The sequence below is a fragment of the Streptomyces laculatispora genome, assembly GCF_017353455.1.
GTDB lineage: Bacteria > Actinomycetota > Actinomycetes > Streptomycetales > Streptomycetaceae > Streptomyces > Streptomyces laculatispora.
Window position 1 is genome coordinate 16,194 of the sequence record NZ_JAFMPZ010000498.1, and the last position, 22,241, is coordinate 38,434.

Annotated in this window: 25 protein-coding genes and 1 pseudogene; 25 read left to right on the forward strand and 1 reads right to left on the reverse strand. The window is 68.9% G+C overall.

Translation table 11 applies throughout. From position 1 onward, the window contains the following. The first annotated feature begins 64 nt into the window (after positions 1–64). The 25 genes from J1C73_RS25420 to J1C73_RS25540 all read left to right on the forward strand — a co-directional run bounded on the left by J1C73_RS25420 (position 65) and on the right by J1C73_RS25540 (position 21,473). Positions 65–313, forward strand: coding sequence for a hypothetical protein (locus tag J1C73_RS25420; protein WP_307797795.1), 249 nt, complete (start codon positions 65–67; stop codon positions 311–313). 106 nt (positions 314–419) lie between these two features. Then, the gene (locus J1C73_RS25425) at positions 420–1,817 is read left to right on the forward strand and encodes a terminase large subunit domain-containing protein (protein WP_207318431.1); all 1,398 of its coding nucleotides are present in this window, start codon (positions 420–422) and stop codon (positions 1,815–1,817) included. A gap of 12 nt (positions 1,818–1,829) precedes the next feature. Continuing rightward, positions 1,830–3,002 (forward strand): phage portal protein, encoded by a 1,173-nt coding sequence (locus tag J1C73_RS25430; RefSeq protein WP_207318432.1) that lies wholly within the window; start codon positions 1,830–1,832, stop codon positions 3,000–3,002. A gap of 15 nt (positions 3,003–3,017) precedes the next feature. Continuing rightward, complete coding sequence (locus tag J1C73_RS25435) at positions 3,018–3,692, forward strand: HK97 family phage prohead protease (RefSeq protein WP_207318433.1); 675 nt, start codon at positions 3,018–3,020, stop codon at positions 3,690–3,692. An 88-nt stretch (positions 3,693–3,780) separates the two neighbouring features. Then, the gene (locus J1C73_RS25440) at positions 3,781–5,043 is read left to right on the forward strand and encodes a phage major capsid protein (protein WP_207318434.1); all 1,263 of its coding nucleotides are present in this window, start codon (positions 3,781–3,783) and stop codon (positions 5,041–5,043) included. A gap of 52 nt (positions 5,044–5,095) precedes the next feature. After that, positions 5,096–5,320: a hypothetical protein gene (locus J1C73_RS25445; protein WP_207318435.1), complete on the forward strand. Its 225-nt coding sequence runs from the start codon at positions 5,096–5,098 to the stop codon at positions 5,318–5,320. A 4-nt stretch (positions 5,321–5,324) separates the two neighbouring features. After that, positions 5,325–5,912 (forward strand): phage head-tail connector protein, encoded by a 588-nt coding sequence (locus J1C73_RS25450; protein ID WP_307797796.1) that lies wholly within the window; start codon positions 5,325–5,327, stop codon positions 5,910–5,912. Positions 5,913–5,926: 14 nt separating this feature from the next. Continuing rightward, positions 5,927–6,364, forward strand: coding sequence for a hypothetical protein (locus J1C73_RS25455; protein WP_242644681.1), 438 nt, complete (start codon positions 5,927–5,929; stop codon positions 6,362–6,364). A 2-nt stretch (positions 6,365–6,366) separates the two neighbouring features. Continuing rightward, complete coding sequence (locus tag J1C73_RS25460) at positions 6,367–7,098, forward strand: hypothetical protein (protein ID WP_207318437.1); 732 nt, start codon at positions 6,367–6,369, stop codon at positions 7,096–7,098. 6 nt (positions 7,099–7,104) lie between these two features. Further along, positions 7,105–7,515 carry a phage tail protein gene (locus J1C73_RS25465; RefSeq protein ID WP_207318438.1) on the forward strand — a complete coding sequence of 137 codons (411 nt, stop codon included), beginning with the start codon at positions 7,105–7,107 and terminating at the stop codon, positions 7,513–7,515. Continuing rightward, positions 7,515–8,024, forward strand: coding sequence for a hypothetical protein (locus J1C73_RS25470; protein ID WP_207318439.1), 510 nt, complete (start codon positions 7,515–7,517; stop codon positions 8,022–8,024). Before J1C73_RS25465 ends, J1C73_RS25470 begins: the two co-directional genes overlap by 1 nt. Before the next feature lie 15 nt (positions 8,025–8,039). Beyond that, complete coding sequence (locus J1C73_RS25475) at positions 8,040–8,450, forward strand: hypothetical protein (RefSeq protein WP_207318440.1); 411 nt, start codon at positions 8,040–8,042, stop codon at positions 8,448–8,450. Between the two features lie 214 nt (positions 8,451–8,664). Continuing rightward, a complete protein-coding gene (locus tag J1C73_RS25480) occupies positions 8,665–11,538 on the forward strand; it encodes a phage tail tape measure protein (RefSeq protein WP_207318441.1) in 2,874 nt (957 codons plus the stop codon). A gap of 3 nt (positions 11,539–11,541) precedes the next feature. Then, the gene (locus tag J1C73_RS25485; protein WP_207318442.1) at positions 11,542–14,310 is read left to right on the forward strand and encodes a hypothetical protein; all 2,769 of its coding nucleotides are present in this window, start codon (positions 11,542–11,544) and stop codon (positions 14,308–14,310) included. Between the two features lie 3 nt (positions 14,311–14,313). Next, positions 14,314–15,537: a poly-gamma-glutamate hydrolase family protein gene (locus J1C73_RS25490; RefSeq protein WP_207318443.1), complete on the forward strand. Its 1,224-nt coding sequence runs from the start codon at positions 14,314–14,316 to the stop codon at positions 15,535–15,537. Between the two features lie 69 nt (positions 15,538–15,606). Beyond that, on the forward strand, positions 15,607–16,059 hold the full coding sequence (locus J1C73_RS25495) for a hypothetical protein (protein ID WP_207318444.1): 453 nt from the start codon (positions 15,607–15,609) through the stop codon (positions 16,057–16,059). A gap of 59 nt (positions 16,060–16,118) precedes the next feature. Then, complete coding sequence (locus J1C73_RS25500; RefSeq protein WP_207318445.1) at positions 16,119–16,856, forward strand: peptidoglycan recognition protein family protein; 738 nt, start codon at positions 16,119–16,121, stop codon at positions 16,854–16,856. A 3-nt stretch (positions 16,857–16,859) separates the two neighbouring features. Beyond that, positions 16,860–17,114, forward strand: a complete 255-nt coding sequence (locus J1C73_RS25505; RefSeq protein WP_207318446.1) for a holin — start codon at positions 16,860–16,862, stop codon at positions 17,112–17,114. Further along, positions 17,114–17,542: a hypothetical protein gene (locus J1C73_RS25510; RefSeq protein ID WP_207318447.1), complete on the forward strand. Its 429-nt coding sequence runs from the start codon at positions 17,114–17,116 to the stop codon at positions 17,540–17,542. The genes J1C73_RS25505 and J1C73_RS25510 overlap by 1 nt, the downstream gene beginning before the upstream one ends. Then, positions 17,533–17,805 (forward strand): hypothetical protein, encoded by a 273-nt coding sequence (locus J1C73_RS25515; RefSeq protein ID WP_207318448.1) that lies wholly within the window; start codon positions 17,533–17,535, stop codon positions 17,803–17,805. The genes J1C73_RS25510 and J1C73_RS25515 overlap by 10 nt, the downstream gene beginning before the upstream one ends. A 408-nt stretch (positions 17,806–18,213) precedes the next feature. After that, positions 18,214–19,041 (forward strand): phage antirepressor KilAC domain-containing protein, encoded by an 828-nt coding sequence (locus J1C73_RS25520; protein ID WP_207318449.1) that lies wholly within the window; start codon positions 18,214–18,216, stop codon positions 19,039–19,041. Between the two features lie 130 nt (positions 19,042–19,171). Continuing rightward, complete coding sequence (locus J1C73_RS25525; protein WP_207318450.1) at positions 19,172–20,404, forward strand: helix-turn-helix domain-containing protein; 1,233 nt, start codon at positions 19,172–19,174, stop codon at positions 20,402–20,404. 107 nt (positions 20,405–20,511) lie between these two features. Then, positions 20,512–20,730 carry a hypothetical protein gene (locus tag J1C73_RS25530; protein ID WP_207318454.1) on the forward strand — a complete coding sequence of 73 codons (219 nt, stop codon included), beginning with the start codon at positions 20,512–20,514 and terminating at the stop codon, positions 20,728–20,730. Positions 20,731–21,063: 333 nt separating this feature from the next. Continuing rightward, positions 21,064–21,306 carry a DUF7848 domain-containing protein gene (locus J1C73_RS25535; protein WP_207318455.1) on the forward strand — a complete coding sequence of 81 codons (243 nt, stop codon included), beginning with the start codon at positions 21,064–21,066 and terminating at the stop codon, positions 21,304–21,306. After that, positions 21,306–21,473 (forward strand): hypothetical protein, encoded by a 168-nt coding sequence (locus J1C73_RS25540; protein ID WP_207318456.1) that lies wholly within the window; start codon positions 21,306–21,308, stop codon positions 21,471–21,473. The genes J1C73_RS25535 and J1C73_RS25540 overlap by 1 nt, the downstream gene beginning before the upstream one ends. A gap of 244 nt (positions 21,474–21,717) precedes the next feature. On the opposite strand, the pseudogene J1C73_RS25545 reads toward J1C73_RS25540, so the two are convergent. Continuing rightward, positions 21,718–22,241 (reverse strand): annotated as a pseudogene (locus J1C73_RS25545) (ATPase, T2SS/T4P/T4SS family); the annotation flags it as partial.

Consider the following 22,241-nt stretch of genomic DNA (forward strand, 5'->3'; position numbering starts at 1 on the left):
CGCCCAGCTTTTATTTTTCTCCCCCCGCGCCGAATGGCATGGGAATGATCATGAGGGGGTCATGGTGGCCGGTCCGGTTGAGCAGGCAGTCCGGGACGACGTTGAACAGCTCGGTGACCTGGTCGGGGTTGAACCGTCGCTCTCCGAGATGGCGTTCACCCTGGCGCGTGAGGTTGACGCTGGAGGCGGGGAGGACGGCCGGTTGCTGCCCCAGTTGAACCGTGAGCTGCGGCAGACGCTCGCTCAGCTGCTGGAGGGGCGGGCCACTGATGACGACGATGACGACCTCGGAGACCTGGGCTCCCCCGTCTGAGTTCGCCGCGCAGTGCCTGGACCTGTACGGATTGACGTGCCCGCCGCGGTGGGGAACGCCGCGTCGGCCAGAGTTCCCGTCCCTGGGACCGCGTGCGTGGAAGATCATGGAGCGGCTCGGGTTCGAGCCCATGCCGTGGCAGAAGTACGTCCTGGACGTCGGCCTGGAGATCAACCCCGAGACCGGGCTGTTCACTCATCGTGAGGTCGGCCTGTCGGTGCCGCGGCAGCAGGGCAAGACGCAGCAGATTCTCACGGTGATGACGCACCGCATCGCAGCGTGGCAGCGGCAGAACGTCGTCTACGCGGCGCAGACCCGGGGCATGGCCCGGCAGCGGTGGGAAGACGAGTTCCTCGTGACGATCGAGGGCTCGGAGCTCGGCAACCGGATTCGCTCGCGGAAGAGCAACGGCAACGAGGCGATCATCTGGACCAAGACGCGGTCCAAGCTCGGGATCACCGCGAACACCGAGAAGGCCGGCCACGGCCCGGCCCTCGACTTGGGCGTCATCGACGAGGCGTTCGCACACGAGGATGACCGGCTGGAGCAGGCGTTCAGCCCCGCGATGCTGACCCGAGCCATGGCTCAACTGTGGTGGGCGTCAGCGGGCGGTACCGAGAAGTCGGTGTGGCTGAACAAGAAGCGCACCGCGGGCCGGGCGCATATCGAGCAGCTGTGGGAGTCGGGTACGCACCCGTCGGTGGCGTACTTCGAGTGGTTCGCCCCTGACGACCTGCCGCGGGACGATCCGGCAACGTGGCGCACAGCGCTGCCGGCACTCGGCTACACGGTGACCGAGGACATCATCCGTTCCGAGCTGGAGAAGATGGACCCGGCCGAGTTCGACCGGGCCTACCTGAACCGGACGAGGAAGCAGGCCCCGCCGGTTGACCCGAATGTGCCGAAGCTGAAGTGGCCGGGGCTGGCCGACGCCAAGTCGAAGGTGAGCGGCGATGTCGCGCTGGCCGTGGACGTGTCCCAGGACCGCAGCACGGCATCGATCGGCGTTGCCTCACAGCGGCCGGACGGGCGGGTTCATCTGGAGATCGTGGACCGGCGGCCGGGTACGAGCTGGGTGGTGCCCGCGCTGCTCAAGCTGAAGCAGCTGCACGATCCGTTGCTCATCGCCATCGCCTCGGGCGGGGCGCCTGCTGGCTCTCTGGTGGACGCGTTGGTGTCGGCTGGCATCACGGCACCGGAGGACAAGGCGCGCCCGCACCGCGGGCATCTGGCCGTGCTCCGCACCTATGACGTGGTGGAGGCGTGCGGGCAGTTCGCTGATGCGCTGAACCAGGGCACGGCGGTCCACCTGGACCAAGCCCCGTTGACGGCGGCGGTGAACGGAGCGCGCACGCGCCGGGTGGGCGACGCGTGGACGCTGGACCGCACCACCTCGCTGGTGGATGTGGCGCCGCTCGTTGCGGTGACCCTCGCCCGGTGGGCGCTCCTCATCCGGGGACCGGCCGTGCTCGACGACTACGACGCACTGGACTCGGTGCTGTGAGGAGGTGGGCCCATGCCGCGCTGGACACGAGCCCTCGCGGCACCGTTCCGTCGTATCGGGCAGGCGACGGTACGGGCCATCACATCCCTGCCCTGGAGTTCGGGCGGGCCGTCTTCGGCGGTGGTGTCGACGACGTCGGCGCTCTCGCTGATCCCGGTGTTCGCGTCGGTGCGGATCCTCGCGGACAACGTGGCGTCGCTGCCTCTGCAGCTGTTCCGCCGTGATGGGTCGTCGCGGGAGCCGATCGCGTTCGTGCCCGATCTGTTCTGGAAACCGGACGTGCAGGGCGACCTGTTCACCTGGCTCCACAAGTGCGTGCTCAGCATGGCGCTGAGGGGCAACGCCTACGGGCTGATCACCCAGCGGGACGCGCTCGGGCTGCCGACGATGGTGGAGTGGCTCAACCCGGACGATGTCTGGGTCGACGAGGAGAACCCCGTCGTGCCGGTCTACTACTGGCAGGGCCGCGTCGTCCCCACTGATCAGATCGTCCACATTCCGTGGGTGACGCTGCCCGGCCATGTGGTGGGGCTCTCCCCGATCGCCCTGTTCGCGCAGACGATCGGTGCCGGCCTGACCCTCACCGAGTACGGCCGGTCGTGGTTCGTGAACGGGGGGACGCCGCCCGCGGTCCTCAAGAACTCCTCGAAGACGGTTTCGCCGGACGAGGGCGAGGAGATTTCCGACCGGCTGTCGGCCCGCATCCGCTCCCGCAAGCCGCTGGTGATCGGCTCTGACTGGGATTTCACCGCGCTGTCGGTGTCGCCCGAGGAGTCGCAGTTCATCGAGTCGATGCGGCTCAACGCGAGCCAGATTGCAGCGATCTACGGTGTACCACCGGAGAAGGTGGGCGGGGAATCCGGCGGGTCCCTGACGTATTCCACGGTCGAGATGAACGCTCTGGACCTGATCAACAGCACGTTGCGGCCGTGGCTCGTTCGGCTGGAGTCGGCGTTTTCCCGTCTGATGCCGGGCCGTGAGTTCGTCCGCTTCAACTTGGACGCCATGCTCCGCACCTCGGTCCTGGACCGGTACACCGCGCACGGCATGGCCCTTGATCAGGGCTGGCAGAACCGCGATGGAGTCCGGGCCAAGGAGAACCTGGCCCCGCTGCCACCAGGCGCGGGCGGCGACGAGTACATCATCGGCACCACCGCACCGGCGCCGCCGGCCGCGAAAACCTGAGACCTGGAGGTCTTCATGGGCGACGCAGAGCGCCGCTTCACGCGCGGCCTGGTCGAGGTCCGCGCCACCGACACCCGGAAGATAGGCGGGTACGCGGCGAAGTTCAACGCCCTGTCCCGGAATCTGGGCGGGTTCGTCGAGCGAATCGACCCGGCGTTCTTCGCGAAGAGCGAGGGCGACGGGTGGCCAGAGGTCATGGCCCGCTACAACCACGACGACAACCGGCTGATCGGCACCACGGACGCGGGCACGCTGCGCCTGGTGGTCGACGGAACCGGCCTCGACTACGAGGCCGACGTACCCGCGTCCCGCGAGGACGTAATGGAGCTGGTGCGCCGCGGCGACGTTCGCCGCTCCAGCTTCGCGTTCCGCACCTTCGAGGACGACTGGGCGGCCACCCCGGAAGGGTTCCCGCTGCGGACGCTGCTGTCGGGGGCGCTGGTCGACGTGGCCCCGGTCAACAGCCCCGCGTACATGGACACCTCGACCGGGCTGCGGTCTCTGGCCGAGCAGGCCGGGGCCGACCTCGACGAGGTCCGGGCCGCGGCTGACACGGGCGACCTCACACGCTTCCTCGGCCGCCCTGCGGCTGTGGTCATCGACATGGCACCCAGTGGGCAGGGCGACCCCCACCCGCTTACGGTGCTGCGGCAGCGGCGCGCCGAGCTCGACCGGCGCCGCACCTTCTGAGGCAGGGCGACACCCACCTCGCAACCACCCCTCTGACACCCCTGGCCACCGGCCTGCGGGTGTCGTCGTCATGCCTGGGAGGGCAACCATGGACTACATCACCCGCCTCAAAGAGCGCCGGGCCAACATCTGGGAGCAGACGAAGGAGCTCCTGGACGCGGCCGAGGCGCGCGGCGGCGACGACAGCAAGCTCACCGCCGACGAAGAGCAGACGTACCAGCGGCTGAATGCGGACCTGGACGCGATCGACGCCAGGGCCAAGGAGATGGCCGAGGCCGAGCAGCGCACCAAGGACGCCGACGAGGCGTTCCGGTCGCTGCTGGAGAAGGACCCGGCGCCCGAGGCCCGCAGGGGCGCGGAGAAGGGCGAGGTGGACCGTGTCCGTGCCTGGCTGACCGGCCAGTCCGGTACACGGTCGCTCGACATTCGGCCGGACAGCCCGCTGCCGCTGGACGCCCGTGCCCTGTCGAAGCTCACGGCGGCCGCGGGCGCGAACACGGTCCCGATCTCGTTCTACAACCGTCTCGTTCAGCACATGATCGAGAACTCGGGTGTGCTGGCGGCCGGCCCGACCGTCCTGCGGACCGCGACCGGCGAGCAGATGCAGATTCCGAGGACGACCGCGCATTCCGCGTCCGCGGGCATCGTGGCCGAGGCCGGCCCGCTGACCGCGAACGACCCCACGTTCGGTCAGGTGTCCCTGGACGCCTACAAGTACGGCTTCCTCCTCCAGGTCTCGCACGAGCTCGCGAACGACACCGGCGTGGATCTCCTCGGCTACCTGTCGATGCAGGCCGGGCGGGCGCTCGGCAACGGGTTCGGTGCGCACCTCGTCACCGGCACCGGGTCGTCGCAGCCGAACGGTGTCCTCACCGCGGCCACCCTCGGGAAGACCGGCGCCACCGGCGCTGTCGGTACCGCATCGAGCGACGAGCTGATCGATCTGTACTACTCGGTCATCGCCCCGTACCGGCAGAGCTCTTCCTGCTCGTGGCTGATGCGGGATGCCACGGTCGCGTCCATCCGGAAGCTGCGGGACGGCACCGGCGGCGCCGGGCAGGGCAACTACCTGTGGGCACCGGGTCTCACGGCCACCACCCCGGACACCATCCTGGGCAAGCCGCTGCTGACCGACCCGAACATGCCCGCAACGGCTCTGTCGGCGAAGTCGATCCTGTTCGGCGACTTCAGCACGTACTTCGTGCGGCAGGTCGAGTCCCTGCGCTTCGAGCGGTCCGACGACTTCGCGTTCAACACGGACCTGATCACGTACCGGGCGATCCTGCGCGGCGACGGCGACCAGGTCGACACCACCGGCGCGATCAAATACTTCGCCGGCGGCGCGAGCTGACCCCCTGGGCGGGCCCAGCCCGGGCCCGCCCCTTCGCGTGAAGGGACGCGCAATGAAGGTGCGTATGAAGGTGCAGATGTCCGGGACCCGCAACGGCGAGGAATGGCCGGCCCGCGGTGAGGTGGCCGACCTCCCGACCGGCGAGGCGCAGCACCTCGTCGCCTCCGGCATCGCCGAGGAGGCCTCGGCCGTGAGCGAGCCGGAGGTCGAGACGGCCACGGCTCCGAATACTGCTGAGAAGCGGACCAGCGGCCGCAAGACCACTGGCAAGGGCTGAGATCGTGGCCCACGACTACGCCGAGTTGGACGTGCTGAAGTCCAACCTCAACATCAAGACGGACGACACCTCCCGAGATGCCATGCTCCAGTCCGTTCTCACGGCGGCGTCGCGCGGCATCGACACCAGCACGGGGCGCCGGTTCTGGCTGGATGAGGAACCGACTGCCCGGATTTTCCGGCCCCGGAGAGGCCGGATCGTTGGTGACGAGGACGGCGGGGAACGGCTGCTCCTCGACGACATCGGGGCCGCACCGGTGCTGGTCGAGACCGGCTCGGCATCCTCGTGGACCGACGTCACCGACTACGAAACCGGCCCCGACAACGCCTTGGTGCGGGGCCGCCCGATCACCTCGCTGACCGTGCCGGGCCGTTGGGCGGCCGGGCAGCGGGTGACCGCGCGCTGGGGGTGGCCGCAGGTGCCGGACGAGATCCGGCAGGCCACCCTCATCCAGGCCGCGCGGCTCTACCGCCGGAAGGACAGCCCGGAGGGTGTAACGGGGTCTGCTGAGTGGGGTGTCGTGCGGCTGTCCCGCCGTGACCCGGACGTGTGGGCGCTGATCGAGCACTTCGTGTTGCCGGGCTTCGGGTAGGGGGCGCTATGCAGATGTCCGCTGTACGCGAGGCCATCGCGGACGCCGCCCGCGCGGTCGTTCTGCCCGAGGGCATCGGAGCGCTGACGTGCACCGGCTATGTGCCGGACGCCGTGACCGCCCCGCACTTCTTCTGCGGCGAGTACTCCACCGACTACGACAAGGCGATGAGCCGGGCCCTCGACGAGGTGGAGCTCACCTGTCGGGTGCTTGTCAGCCGCGCCGATGACAAGAGCGCTCAGCTCATCCTCGATGGCCTGCTGGACGGGTCCGGACCCTCCTCGCTGAAACAGGCGATCGAGGCCGCGCGCGGGGCTCCTGGGGGCGACGCCCTGGGCGGCCTGGCGCACGACCTGCACGTGATGCGGATGCAGGGATACCGCTGGTACGAGCACCAGGGCACCCAGTACGTGGGTGCCGAATTCATCATCAAGATCATCGGAGAGGGGTAGTCGTGGCCAAGTTTGTGCTGCTTGACGCGCGCCTGTTCGCCCCGGGCGCCGACCTGTCCGGCGCCTCCAGCAAGATCGAGCTGTCCTCGGAGATCGAGGACAAGGAGACCACCAACTACCTCTCGGCCGGGTGGAAGGAGGTCATCGGCGGGCTCGGCTCGGCCGAGATTTCCGCCGAGGGCCAGTGGGAGGCCGGGGACCCGTCGAAGGTCGATGACGCGTCCTGGTCCGCGCTCGGCGGGATCGGCCCGTACACCGTCTGCCCGACCGGTTCCACCGTCGGCGCCCTGGCCTACATCACCTCGGGGATGCGGGCCGACTACAACGTGGGCGACGCCGTGGGCGAGGTCGCCCCGTGGACCGGCACCGTCAAGTCGTCCTGGCCGCTGGTGCGTGGGCAGATCGCTCATCCGCCCGGCCTGGCCCGCACCGTTACCGGCACGGGCACCCCAGTGCAGCTCGGAGTCATCCCTGCGGGGAAGCGCCTGTATGCCGCGCTGCATGTCCTGTCGGTGGCCGGCACTACGCCGTCCATCACAGCGCGGATCGAGTCAGGTGACGCCACGATCTCCACGCCGACGACCCGCGCCACGTTCAGCGCGGCCACCGCGCCGGGCGGGCAGATCCTGCGCGGCGACGGTACGGCCGTCGCTGACACCTACTACCGCGTCGCCTGGACCATCACCGGCACCACGCCCAGCTTCATGTTCGCTGTCTCTCTCGGAATCAGGTGATCACTCATGGCCAAGATGGTCCTGCTGGCATCGTTCGTCAGCATCGGCGGAACCGATCTTTCCTCGTACACCCGCAAGGTTGAGCTGACCGTGGAGGTGGAGGACAAGGAGGTCACCACCTACGCGTCCCTCGGGTGGAAGGAAGTCCTGGGCGGGCTCAAGAGCGGCGAACTGTCGCTGGAGTTCCTTCAGGACGTTGCCGCGACGAAGATCGACTCGATCATGTGGCCGCTGCTCGGCACGGTCGTTCCGTTCGTCGTCCGCCTCGACAACGCGGTCAAGGGCGCGTCCAACCCTGAGTGGACCGGCAGCATCCTGATCAACGGATGGAACCCGATCGAGGGCTCTGTGGGTGACGAGGCGTCGGTGTCCGTCGGCTACCCGACCTCGGGAGCCGTGGCCCGCGCGGTCGCCTGATGGCCTCAGGTGGCCCGCCGTTCGATCTCCGGGTCACGCACGAGGGGCTCGATGCCCTGGTCCGGGCAATCCGCCGCGAAGAAGACGGCAAGGCGCTCCGCAAGGAGCTCGCGAAGAACATGCGCGACGCGCTGCGCCCCGGTGCCGCCCAGGCCAAGTCGTCGATCATGGCGATGCCGTCGGCCGGCACCGGGATGGGTGCCGGTCTCCGGTCCACGATCGCGAAGAAGATCCGCCCCGAGGTCAAGCTCGGTGGCCGCTGGACCGGCGCCCGCGTGAAGGCGTTCAAGACCCCCGGGCTGCGCGGGTTCGCGAACGCGCCGAAGCGCACGAACCGGCGTAATGGCGGGTGGCGGACCCTCACCTACGGACACGAACCGTGGCGCACCCAGGTCGGGAAGCGTCAGTGGTTCGACGAGGCATTCGAGAACGACGCCGCGGCCTATCAGGCTGCGGTCCACGAAGCGATGGAAAGCATGGCCCGGCGGCTGGCGTCGCGGGCCCGATGAAGAAGAGAGAGCCACATGTTCCTCGTCTACCAGCCCGAGGGCCAGCCGGAGCCGACCCGGTGGAGGTACGACCCGCGCAAGCTGATGTCTGTGGAGCGCGAGGACCTGGAGCGCCGCACCGGCCGGAACTTCGCCACGTTCACCACCGACGTCCTTCAGGGGAACAGCCTGTGCCGGCGCGCGCTGCTGTTCACCTACCTGCGGCGCGAGCACCCCAAGACCAAGTTCGAGGACGTCGACTTCGCGTGGGACGAGCTGACGTTGGAGTACTCCCGCCAGGAGTGGGAGCAGATGCGGAAGAACGTGCTGGAGTCGCAGCACGGTGACGAGCTGGCCACGTCCCTCGCCATGATCGACAAGAGCATGGACGACGCCTTCGACGACACGGAGGCCACGGGAAAAGCGCTGCTGCCGATCGCCGACTAGCCCAGGTCGGCAACGCGGCCCATCTCCTGGGGATCCGGCCGTGGGAGTGGGCCCTGATGACCGTGGACGAGGCGGATGCCGCGCTCGCCTGGTTGGACGAATACAAGCGGGCCACCGACGAGGCCGCCAACAACTGAAGAGGTGAGCCATGTCGGATACGTCCCTGGTGTTCAACCTGGTGGCCCGTGACCGGGCGTCGGCCGTCGTGGACCGGATGGGCGACCGGTTCACCAAGGCGTCCGCAACGATCGGCGCGGGCATCGGCGTGGCCCTCGGTGTCGGGGTCGCGGCGAACCTCGACATGGAAGCCGCGAACGCCAAGCTCACCGCGCAGCTGGGCGTCGGGCCGGCCGAGGCCGCCGACCTCGCGAAGGTCTCGGCCAGCGTGTACGGGAACGCGTGGGGCGAGAGCACAGCGGATGTGTCCGAAGCGATCAAGGGCGTCTACCAGCAGATCGGCGACACCTCCCAGGCGGAGGGTGGGTTGGAGGGTGTGACCACGAAGGTCATGGCCCTGTCGCAGACCTTCGATCAGGACCTCGGGGGCACGGCTGCGGCGGTGGGCCAGATGATCAAAACCGGGCTGGCGGACAACGCAGACGAAGCCCTCGACATCCTGGCCGTGGGATTGGGCAGCAACGCCGACAAGGCTGGCGACCTTCTCGAAACGTTCAACGAGTACAGCACCCAGTTCCGCCGGATCGGTCTGGACGGCCAGACCGCAACAGGCCTCATCAGCCAAGGTCTGCAAAACGGAGCCCGCGACGCCGACCAGGTTGCCGACGCCATCGGCCAGTTCGGCGAACTTGCCCTGGCCGGCGGGAAGCCAGTCGAGGCCGCATTCCAGAGCATCGGGCTGAGCTCCTCCCAGATGGCCAAGATGATCGGCCAGGGTGGCGAGACCGCTGAGCAGGCGCTGGGCATGACCCTGGACGCCTTGCGCGGAACGAAGAACGAGCAGACCAAGCTGAACGCGGCCACAGCCCTGTTCGGCGACCCGGGCACCGTGATGGGAAATGCACTCTTCGCCCTCGACCCGGCCTCGGCGAAGGCCGCAGCGGGGATGGGGAACGTCAGCGGTGCCGCTGAGCGGATGGCGAAGACAGTGGGCGACACCCCGGCGGCGGCGCTGGAGAGGTTCAAGCGGCAGTCGGTCCAGAAACTGGCCGCCGTCAGCGGCACGTTCATCAGCTTCGCGATGAAGAACCAGCAGGTGTTCGTCCCGCTCACCTACACCCTGGCCGGGCTGGCTGCGGTGGTCATGGTGGTGCGCGGCGCGATGATGGCGTACTCCGCCGTCTCCGCTGTTGTGACCGCAGCGAACGCGGTCCTGTCCGCGTCGACGTGGACGGTCATGGGGAACTGGACCCGGATGATGGCGGCCGGCGTGATGGCCTACGCCCGGATCGCAGCGACTGCAGTGGTGTCCGCCGCAACTACCGGGGCGGCGTGGCTGGGCAGCGCGCTCGTGTCCATGGGCACATGGATCGCCGCTGTGGTCAGGGCCGGGATTACGGCAGCCGTGCAGTTCGTGCTCATGGCCGCGCGGGCGGTGGCGTGGGCTGCGGTGATGGCTGCTCAGTGGCTGATCGCGATGGGCCCGGTCGGATGGGTCATCGCCGCGGTCATCGCCCTGGTCGTCGCGATCGTTGCGAACTGGGGAAAGATCAAATCGGTGACGTCGGCCGTCTGGGGCTGGGTCTGGGGAAAGATCAAGGGTGTCGGCGCAGCCATCATCGGGTTCTTCGCCAAGTGGAATCTGGTGTCCGTCTTTCTGCGGCACTGGGACCAGATCAAGTTTGGTGTCGCGGTCAAGATCGTGCAGCTCGCGGGGTTCGTCCACACGCTGCCGGGCAAGATCCGATCCGCGCTCGGCAACCTGGGGTCCCTGCTGCTGGAGAAGGGGCGCAACGTCGTCCAGGGCCTGTGGAGCGGCATCTCCGCCATGGGCGGCTGGATCAAGAGCAAGCTGATCGGCTGGGCGAAGGCGATGATCCCCGGCCCGATCGCGAAAGCCTTGGGCATCGCCAGCCCGTCGAAGGTCACAACAGCACAGGGGCGGTGGATCGCCCGCGGTCTCGTCAACGGCCTCACCGGATCAGCGAAGCAGGTCCGTAGCGCCGCGACGAAGCTCGCGGACATCGTCCGGGACGGGCTGAAGCCGGGCAAGAACCGCAGCAAGGCCCTGGCCAAGATCAGCGCCGGGTCGAAAGCTCTTCAGTCCTTGGCCAACAAGGAGGTGCAGGTAGCGGCCAAGATCAAAACGGCGACGAAGGCGCTGGGCGATCAGATCAAGGCCCGCGACAAGCTGGCCGCCGACGTGAAGAAGGGTGTGCTGGACGGGGCGAACATCACCTCCGGTGCGGCCGACGGCCCGGTCAGCGCGTCGTCGATCCTGGCAACGCTCAGCACCAAGATGCAGCAGGCGAAACAGTTCGCGGCCACGCTGGCCACGCTCCGGAAGAAGGGTGTGCGATCCGACCTGATCGCGCAGATCGCGCAGGCCGGAGTCGAGCAGGGCACCGCATCCGCAACCGCTCTGGCCACCGCGTCGAAGTCGCAGATCAGCCAGATCAACGCGATGCAGGGGCAGCTGGTCACCGCCGCCACCCAGGCCGGGAACACTGCTGGAACCGCCATGTACGGGGCGGGCATTCAGGCAGCGAACGGCCTGGTGAAGGGCCTCAAGTCCCAGCAGAAGCAGATCGAAAAGCAGATGACGTCGATCGCCACCGCGATGGCGAAGGCGATCAAGAAGGCCCTCGGCATCCACAGTCCCAGCCGTGTCTTCGCGGACGAGGTCGGCTCGATGGTGCCCGCCGGGATCATGCAGGGCATGGCCGACGGTCAGGCCCAGCTCGACCGGGCGATGGCAGCCGTGGTGCAGCCGCCCCCGGCCGCCGGCACTCAGGCCGTTGCCCGGCAGATGAGCCCGGTCCAGGCAGCGCCCCTGATGACCGGGTCGAACTCCACCACCGTTCGGATCGAGGTGGCCGGGCCGGAGGAGATGAAGAGGCTCCTGCGCGGCATCGTCCGCAAGGACGGCCGAGGCAGTGTCCAGCTCGCATTCGGCACAGGAAAGGGGTAGCTGATGGTGTTTCCAACGACCCCGTTGGACGTGCGGACGGAGATCCAGGTGGGCGGCGCCTGGGTCGACGTCACCGCGGACACGTACACCCGGGACCCGATCACGATCAGCCGAGGTACGGCGGACGAGGCGAGCAGTACGGAGCCGTCCACCTGCTCCCTGACCCTCAACAACCGGGAAGGGAAGTACTCCTCGAGGAACCCGCTGTCGCCGTACTTCGGGCTGATCGGCCGCAACACGCCGTTGCGGGTGTCCGTGCCCGGCTCCGAGTCGTACCTCGCCCTCGACGGGACCATGGCCGGGGTGGCCACGACCCCGGACACGGCTGCTCTCGACATCGTCGGGGACATCGATATCCGGGTCGAGGCGACGGCGGACTGGTACGCCGCAGGGTCGCAGGGGCTCGTCGGCAAGTGGAACTCTGCCGCCGCCCAGCGCAGCTACCTGCTCCGGCTCGAAGACGGGAAGCTGTCGCTCAACTGGTCGACGGCCGGGACTGTGACCCTGTTCGTCAGCCAGCTCCTGCCGACGCTGCCACGGCGGGCAGCCCTGCGCGTCACCCTCGACGTGAACAACGGGGCCGGCGGGTTCACCTGCGCCATGTACTGGGCCGAGTCCCTCAGTGGCCCATGGACGGCCATCGGGTCCCCGGTCTCAGTGGCCGGGGTCACGAGCATCTACGCGGGCACGGCCCCGCTCGAGGTCGCGCCGCTCGCCGCAACCGGCGTGCTACCACCGCTCGGCCGGGTTCACCGGGCCGAGGTCCGCTCGGGCATCGACGGCACCGCTGTGGCCAGCCCCGACTTCCGGACCAAAGCGCCAGGGATCACCGGGTTCACCGACTCGGCCGGCAGGGTCTGGTCCCTGACTGGTACTGCCGGAATCAGCAATCGGCAGTACCGCTTTGTCGGCGAGACCAGTGCGTGGCCGCCCCGCTGGGACGTCTCCGGAGCCGACGTCTGGGTCTCGATCGAGGCGTCCGGGATTCTCCGCAGAATGGGCCAGGGCAAGAAGGCCCTCGATTCCACGCTGCGGCGCCGTATTCCGTCGGGCCCGGGGATGCTGGCGTACTGGCCCATGGAGGACGAGCGGGACGCACGGGCCGCGTACTCGCCCCTGCCCAACGTCACCCCGATGACCGTCGGCGGCCTGGACTTCGCTGCTGACGATTCTCTGAGCGGGTCCTCGCCCTTGCCGAAGCTCAAGAACCCGGCCAGCTTGTCGGCCCGCGTGCCCGGCACCACGACGATGGGGTGGCAGGTCGAGTTCGTCTACTACCTTCCGACGATGCCGGTCGCACAGACCGAGATCATGCGGGTGTCCACCACCAACGCCACCATGCGGAGCGTCGTCCTGTACGCCTCCACATCAGGCATCCGCCTGGAGACCCTCGACGTCGAGGGCGCTGTCATCTCATTCGCGCTCTACACCAACGCGGACGCGCTCGCTGACTTCGTCGGCGTGTGGAACCGGCTCTCGATCTACACCGGGGACGCCGGCGGCGGACAGACGCGGGTGCAGGCTACGTGGCGCAACGTCTCATCCAACGTCCGCTCCTACGTCGTCACGACCCTCACCTCCACGCAAGGACGCGTGACCACGCTGGCCGGGAACTGGGGCGCGAACACCGAGGGCATGGCCATCGGGCACATCGCTGTGTCAGCCACCCCAGGCACAGGCGTAGCGGGGAGCCCGCCCACATCCACGATCTTCGAGGGAGCGGACGACGGATTCACCGGCGAGACGTCGCTGAACCGGATGCGCCGCCTCGCCACCGAGGAGGCGAACCAGCTCGATCTGTCCTGGCTCGACGGCGACACGTCGACCCTGTCGGAGCGCATGGGGCCGCAGCGCCCGAACACGCTCCTTGATCTGCTGTCCGAGGCCGAGGACACCGACGGGGGAATCCTGTACGAGCGACTGGACCGGGCCGCCCTGATGTACCGGGACCGGGCCTCGCTGTACAACCAGCCGGTGCGCCTGGCCCTCGACTACACCGCCAGGGGGGAGGTGCCGCCTCCGCTGGAGCCGACCGAGGACGATCAGAAACTCCGCAACGACGTCACGGTCACCCGCTCCGGCGGGACGTCCGGCCGGGTCATCCAGAGGGACGGGCCGCTGTCAGTGTCCCCGCCGCCGGCCGGGGTCGGACCGTATGACGAATCGGTGACGCTCTCGCTGTACGACGACATACAGCCGGAGCGGATCGCCGGATGGCGGGTCCACCTCGGCACAGTCGACGAGGCCCGGTACCCGACGATCAGCGTGTGGCTGCATGCCGCACCGCACCTCATCGAGAATGTCCTCGGCCTCGATATCGGGGACCGGCTCACCATCGCCCATCCGCCGCCCTGGCTGCCACCTGGCAGCATCGACCAGCACATCCGCGGGTACACCGAGGTGCTCGACCAGTTCGAGTGGTCCCTCACGTTCAACTGTGCGCCCGCCCTGCCGTGGCAGGTGGGCGTCGTAGAGGACCCGGTGCTGTCCCGCGCGGACACCGCCGGGTCGTCGCTGGCCGCCGCGGCTACGTCCACGGCGCCCACCCTGTCGGTGGCGACCACGACCGGCCCGATATGGGTCAGTGACCCGGCGCAGCTGCCGTTCGACGTGAGAGTGGGCGGTGAGGTCGTGACCGTGACCGATGTGACCGGGGCGGCGGGTGATCGCTTCGACCGGTCCGTGACCGGCGGGTGGGGCACGGCAACATCCGGGCAGGCCTGGACCACCACGGGCGGGTCCAGCTCCGACTACTCCGTACAAGGGGGCTGACCCATGGCGGATCTGTACGCCAACTACGCCGCCCTCGCCGCCGTCGAGGTGGAGGGCGTCGCCTACTCCCGCACCGCGGTGACCCCGGCAGGGGCGACGTGGGCGGCCATTGCCATCCACGGCGGCGGTATCGAGGGCGGGTCCGGCGAGATGGCCCGCCAGGTCTCACGCACCGGCACGACCATGGCCTACTACGAGTTCGCCGGGCTCAAGGCGTCCGGAAATGTGGACCTGCACATCACCTCGACCGTCTTCGACGAGCCGATGGGCCGGGCTCTCGTTGCCAGTGTCCGGCGGTGCCTGTCCTTCCACGGTTACGTGGGGACGGACGGTGTCCCGGAGACCGCGATCGGCGGCCTGGACGCCGAACTGGTAGCGCGGGTCACCGCCGCGCTGACCCGCGCCGGGTTCGCCGTGACCACCGCGCCGAGCGAGATCGCCGGGACCGACCCGCTCAACATCTGCAACCGGACGTCGTCCGGCGCCGGCGTGCAGCTGGAGATGTCCCGAGCCCTGCGGGATAGCTTCTTCCCAGGGGCGAACACCCGCGCGATACGCGATTCCGGGGCCAGGACGGAGGCGTTCTACCGGTACGCATCCGCCGTCCGGGCGGCCTACCTGGGCCGCGGCCTGATGGGCCTGGGCAGCGTCAACGTCAGCAGGTGGGCGACGCTTCCGGCACCGTCAGCCGATATCGACGTCACCGCATCAGTCGCCACGGACCAGCTCGCCACTGGGGGAAGCCATTTCCCCGCGCTCGCGGCCCGCGTGGCCGACGTCAACAACTGCTACATGGCCAGGCTGGAGTTCTCGACGACGCAGACGGTGATCCTGACCCTGCGAAAGCGCGTCGCGGGCACCGAGACGCTGCTGGTGCAGTACACAACGGGCCTCACTCACGCTGTCGGGCGCCGCTTCCGGGTACGGATACAGCTCGTGGGGACGACGCTCCGGGCGAACGTCTGGCAGGACGGGACCGCCGAGCCCCCGGGCTGGCAGCTGGAGACCACCGACACCTCTCTCACCGCAGCAGGGTCGGTCGGGATGCGCGGCATCCTCTCCACCACGAACACCAACGCGCTGCCCGTCATGACGAGCTGGGGGGACTTCACCACCCTCGGCACCAGCCAGACGTTCACGGTGACCCGGTCCGTCAACGGCATCGTCAAGCCGCAGTCCGCCGGTGCTGATGTGCGACTTGCCACCCCGACCATTGCCGCCCTGTAGGAGGAGCCTGTGGCTACGTACCCCCCGATCTTGGCAGGGCAGCGGCTTACCGCGGCCCTGCTGTCGTCCATGATTCCGAACATCGTCGTGAAGGGCACGACGCAGACCGTCAACAACAGCATCGTCCTGGTCCCTGATGACGAACTGTTCCTGCCCGTGGAGGCCGGGGCCGTGTACGACGTCACGGCCTGGCTGGTCCACAGCTCGGCCATCGCTGGGGATATCGCGATCGGCTGGACAGCTCCCGCCGGGTCTACGTTCACATGGGGTGTGCAGGGCCCGGCCACCTCCGCGACGACCACCGCGACCGCGTCCGAGTCGAATTTCCAGCAGCGCAACCTCGGAGATTCGGCAGGTCTGGGTGGTGGCGCCGGTACCGCGGTGTGCACGGATGCCCGCGGGGTCCTGACCACCGGCAGCACCGCCGGCACGCTCCGGGTGACGTTCGCGCAGAACACGATCAACGTGTCCGACACGCAGGTGCGGGCCGGGTCCACCCTGCGGATCAAGCGCGTCGCCTGACCCCCAACCACCCGCCCCGCGCCGTCTGGTCCGGGGCTTCGTCATGTCTGGAGACACGAATGGCCTGGTACCCGGCCGCCACGAAGTGGGAGCTGCAACCGGAGAGCGACAGTCAACCCGCCATCCGGCCGACGCAGTTCATCGTCCACTCGATCATCGCCCCCTGGACGGCGAAGCGCGTCTTCGAATACTGGCGGGACAGCACCAACCTGGAGTCCCACTTCGGCCTCGGATACGAGGGCGACCTCGGCCAGTTCATCGGGACGCAGACGCGAGCGGACGCGAACTACAACGCGAACCGCCGGCCCGACGGAACTGGCGCCGTGTCCTGCGAAACCGCGTCGAACACCAAAGGCACCGACCCGTGGACGGACGAGCAGATCGAACAGCTCATCCGTCTCGGTGTGTGGCTGCACCAGATGCACGACATCCCGCTGCGGATCTGCCGCACCGGCGCCGACCCCGGGTTCGGGTACCACCGACTGCACGCCGACTGGTCGCCGTCCGGCACGGCCTGTCCCGGCGACGCCCGGGTGAAGCAGTTCAAGGAGCAGGTGTTCCCCGGCATCGTCGCGCGCGCGAATGGTGCCACCCCGACCCAGGAGGACGACATGGACCCCATTGACGTACTGCGGTACCGCAACGCCAAGCAGGACGCGGCGCAGGTGAAGAAGGACGGGAAGCACATCCCGGACGTGTACGGCTACATCACCGGCATCTCCCGGGACGTGGCCGCGCTGCGCACCGAGGTGGCCGCCCTCACCAAGGCCGTCGCCGCGCTCGTGAAGAAGGGCTGACCCATGACGGACTACCTCCCCACCTCGGACACCGTCCTGAAAACCGCGAGCACCTACGCCCGGGACCTGGCCGAGCGCGTCGTGTCGACGTTTCTGCAGGCGTTCGTCGGCGGCCTCGTCCTCACCCAGCCGTTCGACGTGAGCATGTGGCAGGCGGCGGCGGTCGGTGGTGTCGCTGCTGCGGTGTCGCTGGTGAAGGGGCTGGTCGCGCGGTGGCGTGACGTCACCAACTCGGCCTCGCTCGCCAAGGGCGTGTGATGCGGGCGGCGGCCCGGGGTATTTCTCGCCGCCGCGGTGTCCTGGTCACCCTCGGCGCGGGCTGGGTCGGGTACGGGGCGCTCGGCATCCTGATCAACCCCCGCCAGGGCACCACCGCCCTGCTCGGCGACATCACCCGGTGGGTGCCGATGACCGTCCTCGGCTGGCTGTGGGTAGCAGCCGGGGCGGTCGGGATCGTGGCCGGCCTGGCGGTGAGCTGCCCGCGGGTCCAGGCCGCCGGGTATGCGGCGCTCGCCGCCCTGGCCGGGCTGTGGGCGGCCGCTTTCACGTTGGCGATCTCCGATACGCCCACCGCGTCGGGGTCGGCGTGCATCTGGGTGGCGATCGCCGTAGCTGTGGTGTTGGTGGCGGGCATGGATGATCCGTTGCCCGCGCACATGAGGAAGGGGCGCAGCACGTGGACGTAGGCGCACTCGCGGCAACCGGGGTGGCGTTGGTGGTCGGGCTCCTTGGGTGGACGCAGTCCCGAGCGACGAACCGGCGCAGCGACTTCACGGCCATCACGGAGCGGCTCGACCGTGAGCTGAAGGAAGAGCGGGTGCAACGCAGGATGCAGGGCGGCTACCTCCTGGACCTGCTCCGCTGGGCTCGGGTGGTGGGGCCGTCGACCCCGGCCGGCCCGCCACCGGACCCTCCGGCAGAACTCGACCTCACCCCCTGGCGGCCCTAAACAACGCCCCCGCCTCCGGCTTCGGCCGGCGGCGGGGGCGCTTCTCTGCGCTTTTGCCAATCCGTTACAGGTCCGGGCGTCACATCTGGCCCGTTGCGCCCCATAACTAGCCAGAGGAACGAGGACGGATTCGCATCAAGTGACATGGGTCACGCACATTTGGGATGGACCGGACTCGAATACGCATTCGCTGGCATCCAGTGACACTCCACAGGATGTGTGACCTTGGGCTCCATTTAGGCCAGCCCGCTGGATGGCACCCAGTGTCAGACGGGAACTTAACTCTCCGTCAGCCCGTTGGCGTAACCTGAACGACACAAGGCCGCCTCCGACTTCGGAGGCGGCCAAGGAACAGCTAATCGTGCGGATCTGCGGTCCGCCGAAGCTTGAACTGCAAGGAGTCAGCCCTTGAGTTTCACCAACGACACTATCGTGTCAGCCTCAGATGGCAAGTCTGAGGGCAGCCCGTTCGACGGAATCATGCTCCTGGACCACAACGGCGAGGAGCGCTGGTCTGCTCGCGACCTCCAGATTCTCATGGGGTACGAGCGATGGGAACGGTTCGATGACGTCGTCGTGAGAGCCAAGGAGACGATCTCTGCGGCCGGACTCGACCCGCTTGATCACTTTCGCGGTGCTGCGAAAACGATCGCTGGCGGCAGATGGGGAAAGCAGTCAGTCGTCGACTACCGTCTTACCCGCTTCGGCGCCTATCACGTCACCCTCGCTGGCGACGGTCGGAAGCCGGAGGTCGCCGCTGCGAAAACGTACTTCGCGGTTAAGACCCGGGAGGCCGAGCTCGCCACCGCGGCTCCAGCCGTCCCCGACAGCCCCGAGGCCCACCTGGCGCTTGCTCAGAACTACCTTGCTGCCGCCACTGAGCTCGTCGCCACCAAGAAGGAGCTTGCGGTTGCTGCCCCGAAGGCTGGCAAGTGGGAAGCCTTCTGCAATAGCGACGGCCTGATCGACATGGGTACTGCGGCAAAGGCACTCAGGTCGGCAACCGGAGGGCTCGGGCGGACCAAGTTCATGGACCGCCTCCGGGAGGACGACCTGCACTTCCTGCAGGTGCAGAATCCACGCCTCCCCTACGAGGCGCACATCAAGGCGGGGCGCGCAGAAGTGAAGATGGTGGAGGCGCGCCACCAGTGGGTGGAGCAGACCTTCCTCACACCGAGAGGGCTCGACTGGCTCGCCGACAAGCTGGCCGTCGGGTCGGCGCTCCCGACAGTTTGAACCGCACGCCCCCTGTCCCGGCTTCGGCCGGGGCGGGGGGCGCTTTCGTGCGCTCTGGAGCGCTGCACCCTCCCCCCTGGACACCACCCGGCCGTACTCTGGCGACACGACAGCCAGACGGAGGGGCACCATGGACCACCCCGCATCAGACCTCAGTACCGGCGAACGAATCCGTGTCCTACGCGAGTCCCGCGGCATGTCCCGCCCAGTCCTGGCCGAACTCTGCGGCCGGGGCCCGGACTGGCTGAAGAAGATCGAGACCGGAGAGCGCGAACTCCGCTCGCACACGCTGCTGCTCCAACTCGCCGCCGCGCTACAGGTCTCCGATCTGTCCGTCATTACGGGCAGCTCCGCCGGCACCGCCCAGCCGGTGCCACTCGGCCGCCTCTCCCACCCGGTCATGCCCGACATCTGGTCAGCAGTGATGACGCGGAGCCTCACCGCCCCGGCATCTGGCCCGGTGGACCCGGCCATCCTCCAGGGCAGGGCAGACCAGACGTGGCGGTTGTGGCACACCTCGGCGAAGAACCGAACCGAAGTGGGGGCGCTCCTGCCGTCGTTGATCCGGGACGCGGAAACGGCCACCCGCTCACTCACTGGCGAGCAGCGCCGGACCGCTCTCGTCGCGCTCTCCGACATCTACCGCCTCACCGGACAGGCCACCGCCTACGTAGCTCCGGCTGAGCTGGCCTGGGTAGTCGCTGACCGGGCCCTGTCTGCAGCCCAGGATGCGGACCAGCCAGCCGCCATAGCGGCCAGCGCCTGGAACATGGGCAACATCCTGCGTGAAACCTCCTACCCGGAGGAATCGCTGCGGGTGGTGATGGAAGCGGCCGATCTGATCCGGCCGCATCTGGAAGGGGCACCCGATGACTGGCGTGGAATCTACGGCGCGCTGCAGCTGCACGCTGCGGTGACGGCCGCCCGGGAAGGACGTGAGGGCGACGCCTGGCGGTACTGGGGGAAGGGTGACCAAGTCGCGAAGAGTCTGCCCGCCAGCTACGTCCACCCGTCGACCGTGTTCGGCCGGGCCAACGTGGACTTCCACGCCGTGTCCGTCGGCGTGGACCTACGGAAGGCAGGTAAGGCGCTCAGCGCGGCGGACGACATCGACCCCGACGTCATGCCGTCGCGAGAGCGTAGGGCCCGTCTATGGGTGGAGGTCGCCCGTGGTCACCTCCAGCGCGGCGACCGGACCGCAGCCCTTCACGTGATGAATCTGGCGCACGAGATCGGGGCCGAGACCGTTGCGTTCACCCCGTCCGCCCGGACGGTGGCTGCTGATCTGTGGCGCACCGCGCCGCGTGCGCTCCGTGGCGAGGCCAGTTTGCTGGCTGCAGCGGTCGGCGTGGCTACAGGGTAGGGGGACAGTCTGGGACAGGGGGACAGACTGTCCCCCTGTCCCACCTCGCAGCCCTCTACGGTGACGGCCCGTCAACCGCAGTCGTAGGGGGCTCTCCTATGTCCGTCATGACCTGGCACGCGTCACCACAGCAGGCCGCCGCACCGATCGGCGACTCCATGACCGGCGAGGTACGGGTGCCTGTCGCCCTGTACGACCTCGACGAGTTGCAGGCCGAGGTGCCGCTCGTGCTCTCCCGCATCGAGGCCGAAGCGCTGCGCGACCGTCTGATCGCCCTGCTCGCAGGTCCGGCGCTGAGCATGATCCGGGCAGGGGTGCCCGCATGACGATCGAGGCACGCCAGTTGCCACCTGTTGCGTCGCTCTCTGACCGGCAGCAGCGCGGTGCGGCCTGCGTCTTCTGCTCCGCGACCCTGGACACCTGCACCGCCGTAGACCTCGGTCCCCGCCGCACCAGCGCGCACGGCTCGGAAGTCCAGTGGTTCCCGCGCTCCTGCCGCACCTGCCCGAGGAGCGGACCCCGGCCGTGATCACACTGACGAAACACGAGGCCGCGTACCGAACGTGGCTCGGCCACACCCTGGCCTGCGCCGCATGCCGCTCCGGCGCTCCGTGCCTGACCGCCACACGGCTCGGCCGCGCCTGGCGGGAGACCCGCCGATGGGCCCCCGGTCGGTGATGCGGTTCGTGGAGTGGACGATCGGCGCTCCCCGCGGCGAGGCACCGCAGACCGTCATCCAGGTCCGATGCCTCGAACCGGACTGCGGCGAGGAGTCCGAGCCGTCCCGCTCCCACATCGACCCGGACCTCTGGGCCCTGAAGCATGCCGGCCGGACCAGGCACACCGAGTACGAAGAGGTCGCGCGCTGCCGCCTCGTTGCCGCACCGAAGGAGGGACAGTGATGCCCGTAACCACATCCATCTCCGGGTACTGCTGGGACCAGAACCCTGATGCCGCCGGACGCTGCGTGCTGAACCGGGGCCACGACGGCAACCACTACGACTGGTACGCCCGGCAGTCATGGGACCAGCCGGGCGCCGAGTGGCCGCAGGAGCAGCCCGCCCGCTGATCTCCCGCCCGTACCCGAGGCCGGCGGCGGCCGGGGTACGGCCGGGTCCGAGCCCCGACCTCGCGCGGTCGGGGCTCTTTCGCGTCCACTTCGTCCGCAACCTTGCATTCGAAGGCCACGGCGCACGCCTGGCTTCGCGGCCAAATCGGACGGCAAACGTGCAGGTCAGAGACCTAGACGAGGGCGTCGCTCGCTCGATTTTGAGCGCCCATAGGTAGAGGTGTCGCAGCCGAGGTTCCGGGTTTCCGGCCCCCGTTCCTCCACTGATGAGGTAGGAGACCCGGGCCTCCACCAGCGCCCGCAGCACCCGGTCACCACCTGGGGGTACGGTCCCCGCCGCAACCAGCTCGCCCAGCGAGAAGGCCTTGGGCCGGACCACCCGCAACGACAGGCAGGTCGATCCGACCGACACCGGTGGCAGCACGGCGTGCATCCGGGTCCCGTCCGGAAGCCGCGCGTCCACCCAGGGCCTGGCATCGTCCAGCCGCCGCCCCGCCACGGCGGCGAGCCGCTGCGCGAGCCTGCGCACCGCCGCCGCATCGGCGAAGGTCACCCCGGTGAGTTCGAGTCCGCGGCCCCGGTCCACCCACACCCGGTCGGGCGCGGACACCAGGACATCGGTGACCGCCGGATCCGCGAGGAGCGGCTCCAGCACGCCGGTCCCGATCAACTCGCCACGCAGCTCATCTGCGGCGCACAGCACTTCGGCGTCCCCCAGGAGTCGCCCCTGCGCCCGCAGCGCGGCCGCGACCCCGGCCGGGGTCGGCG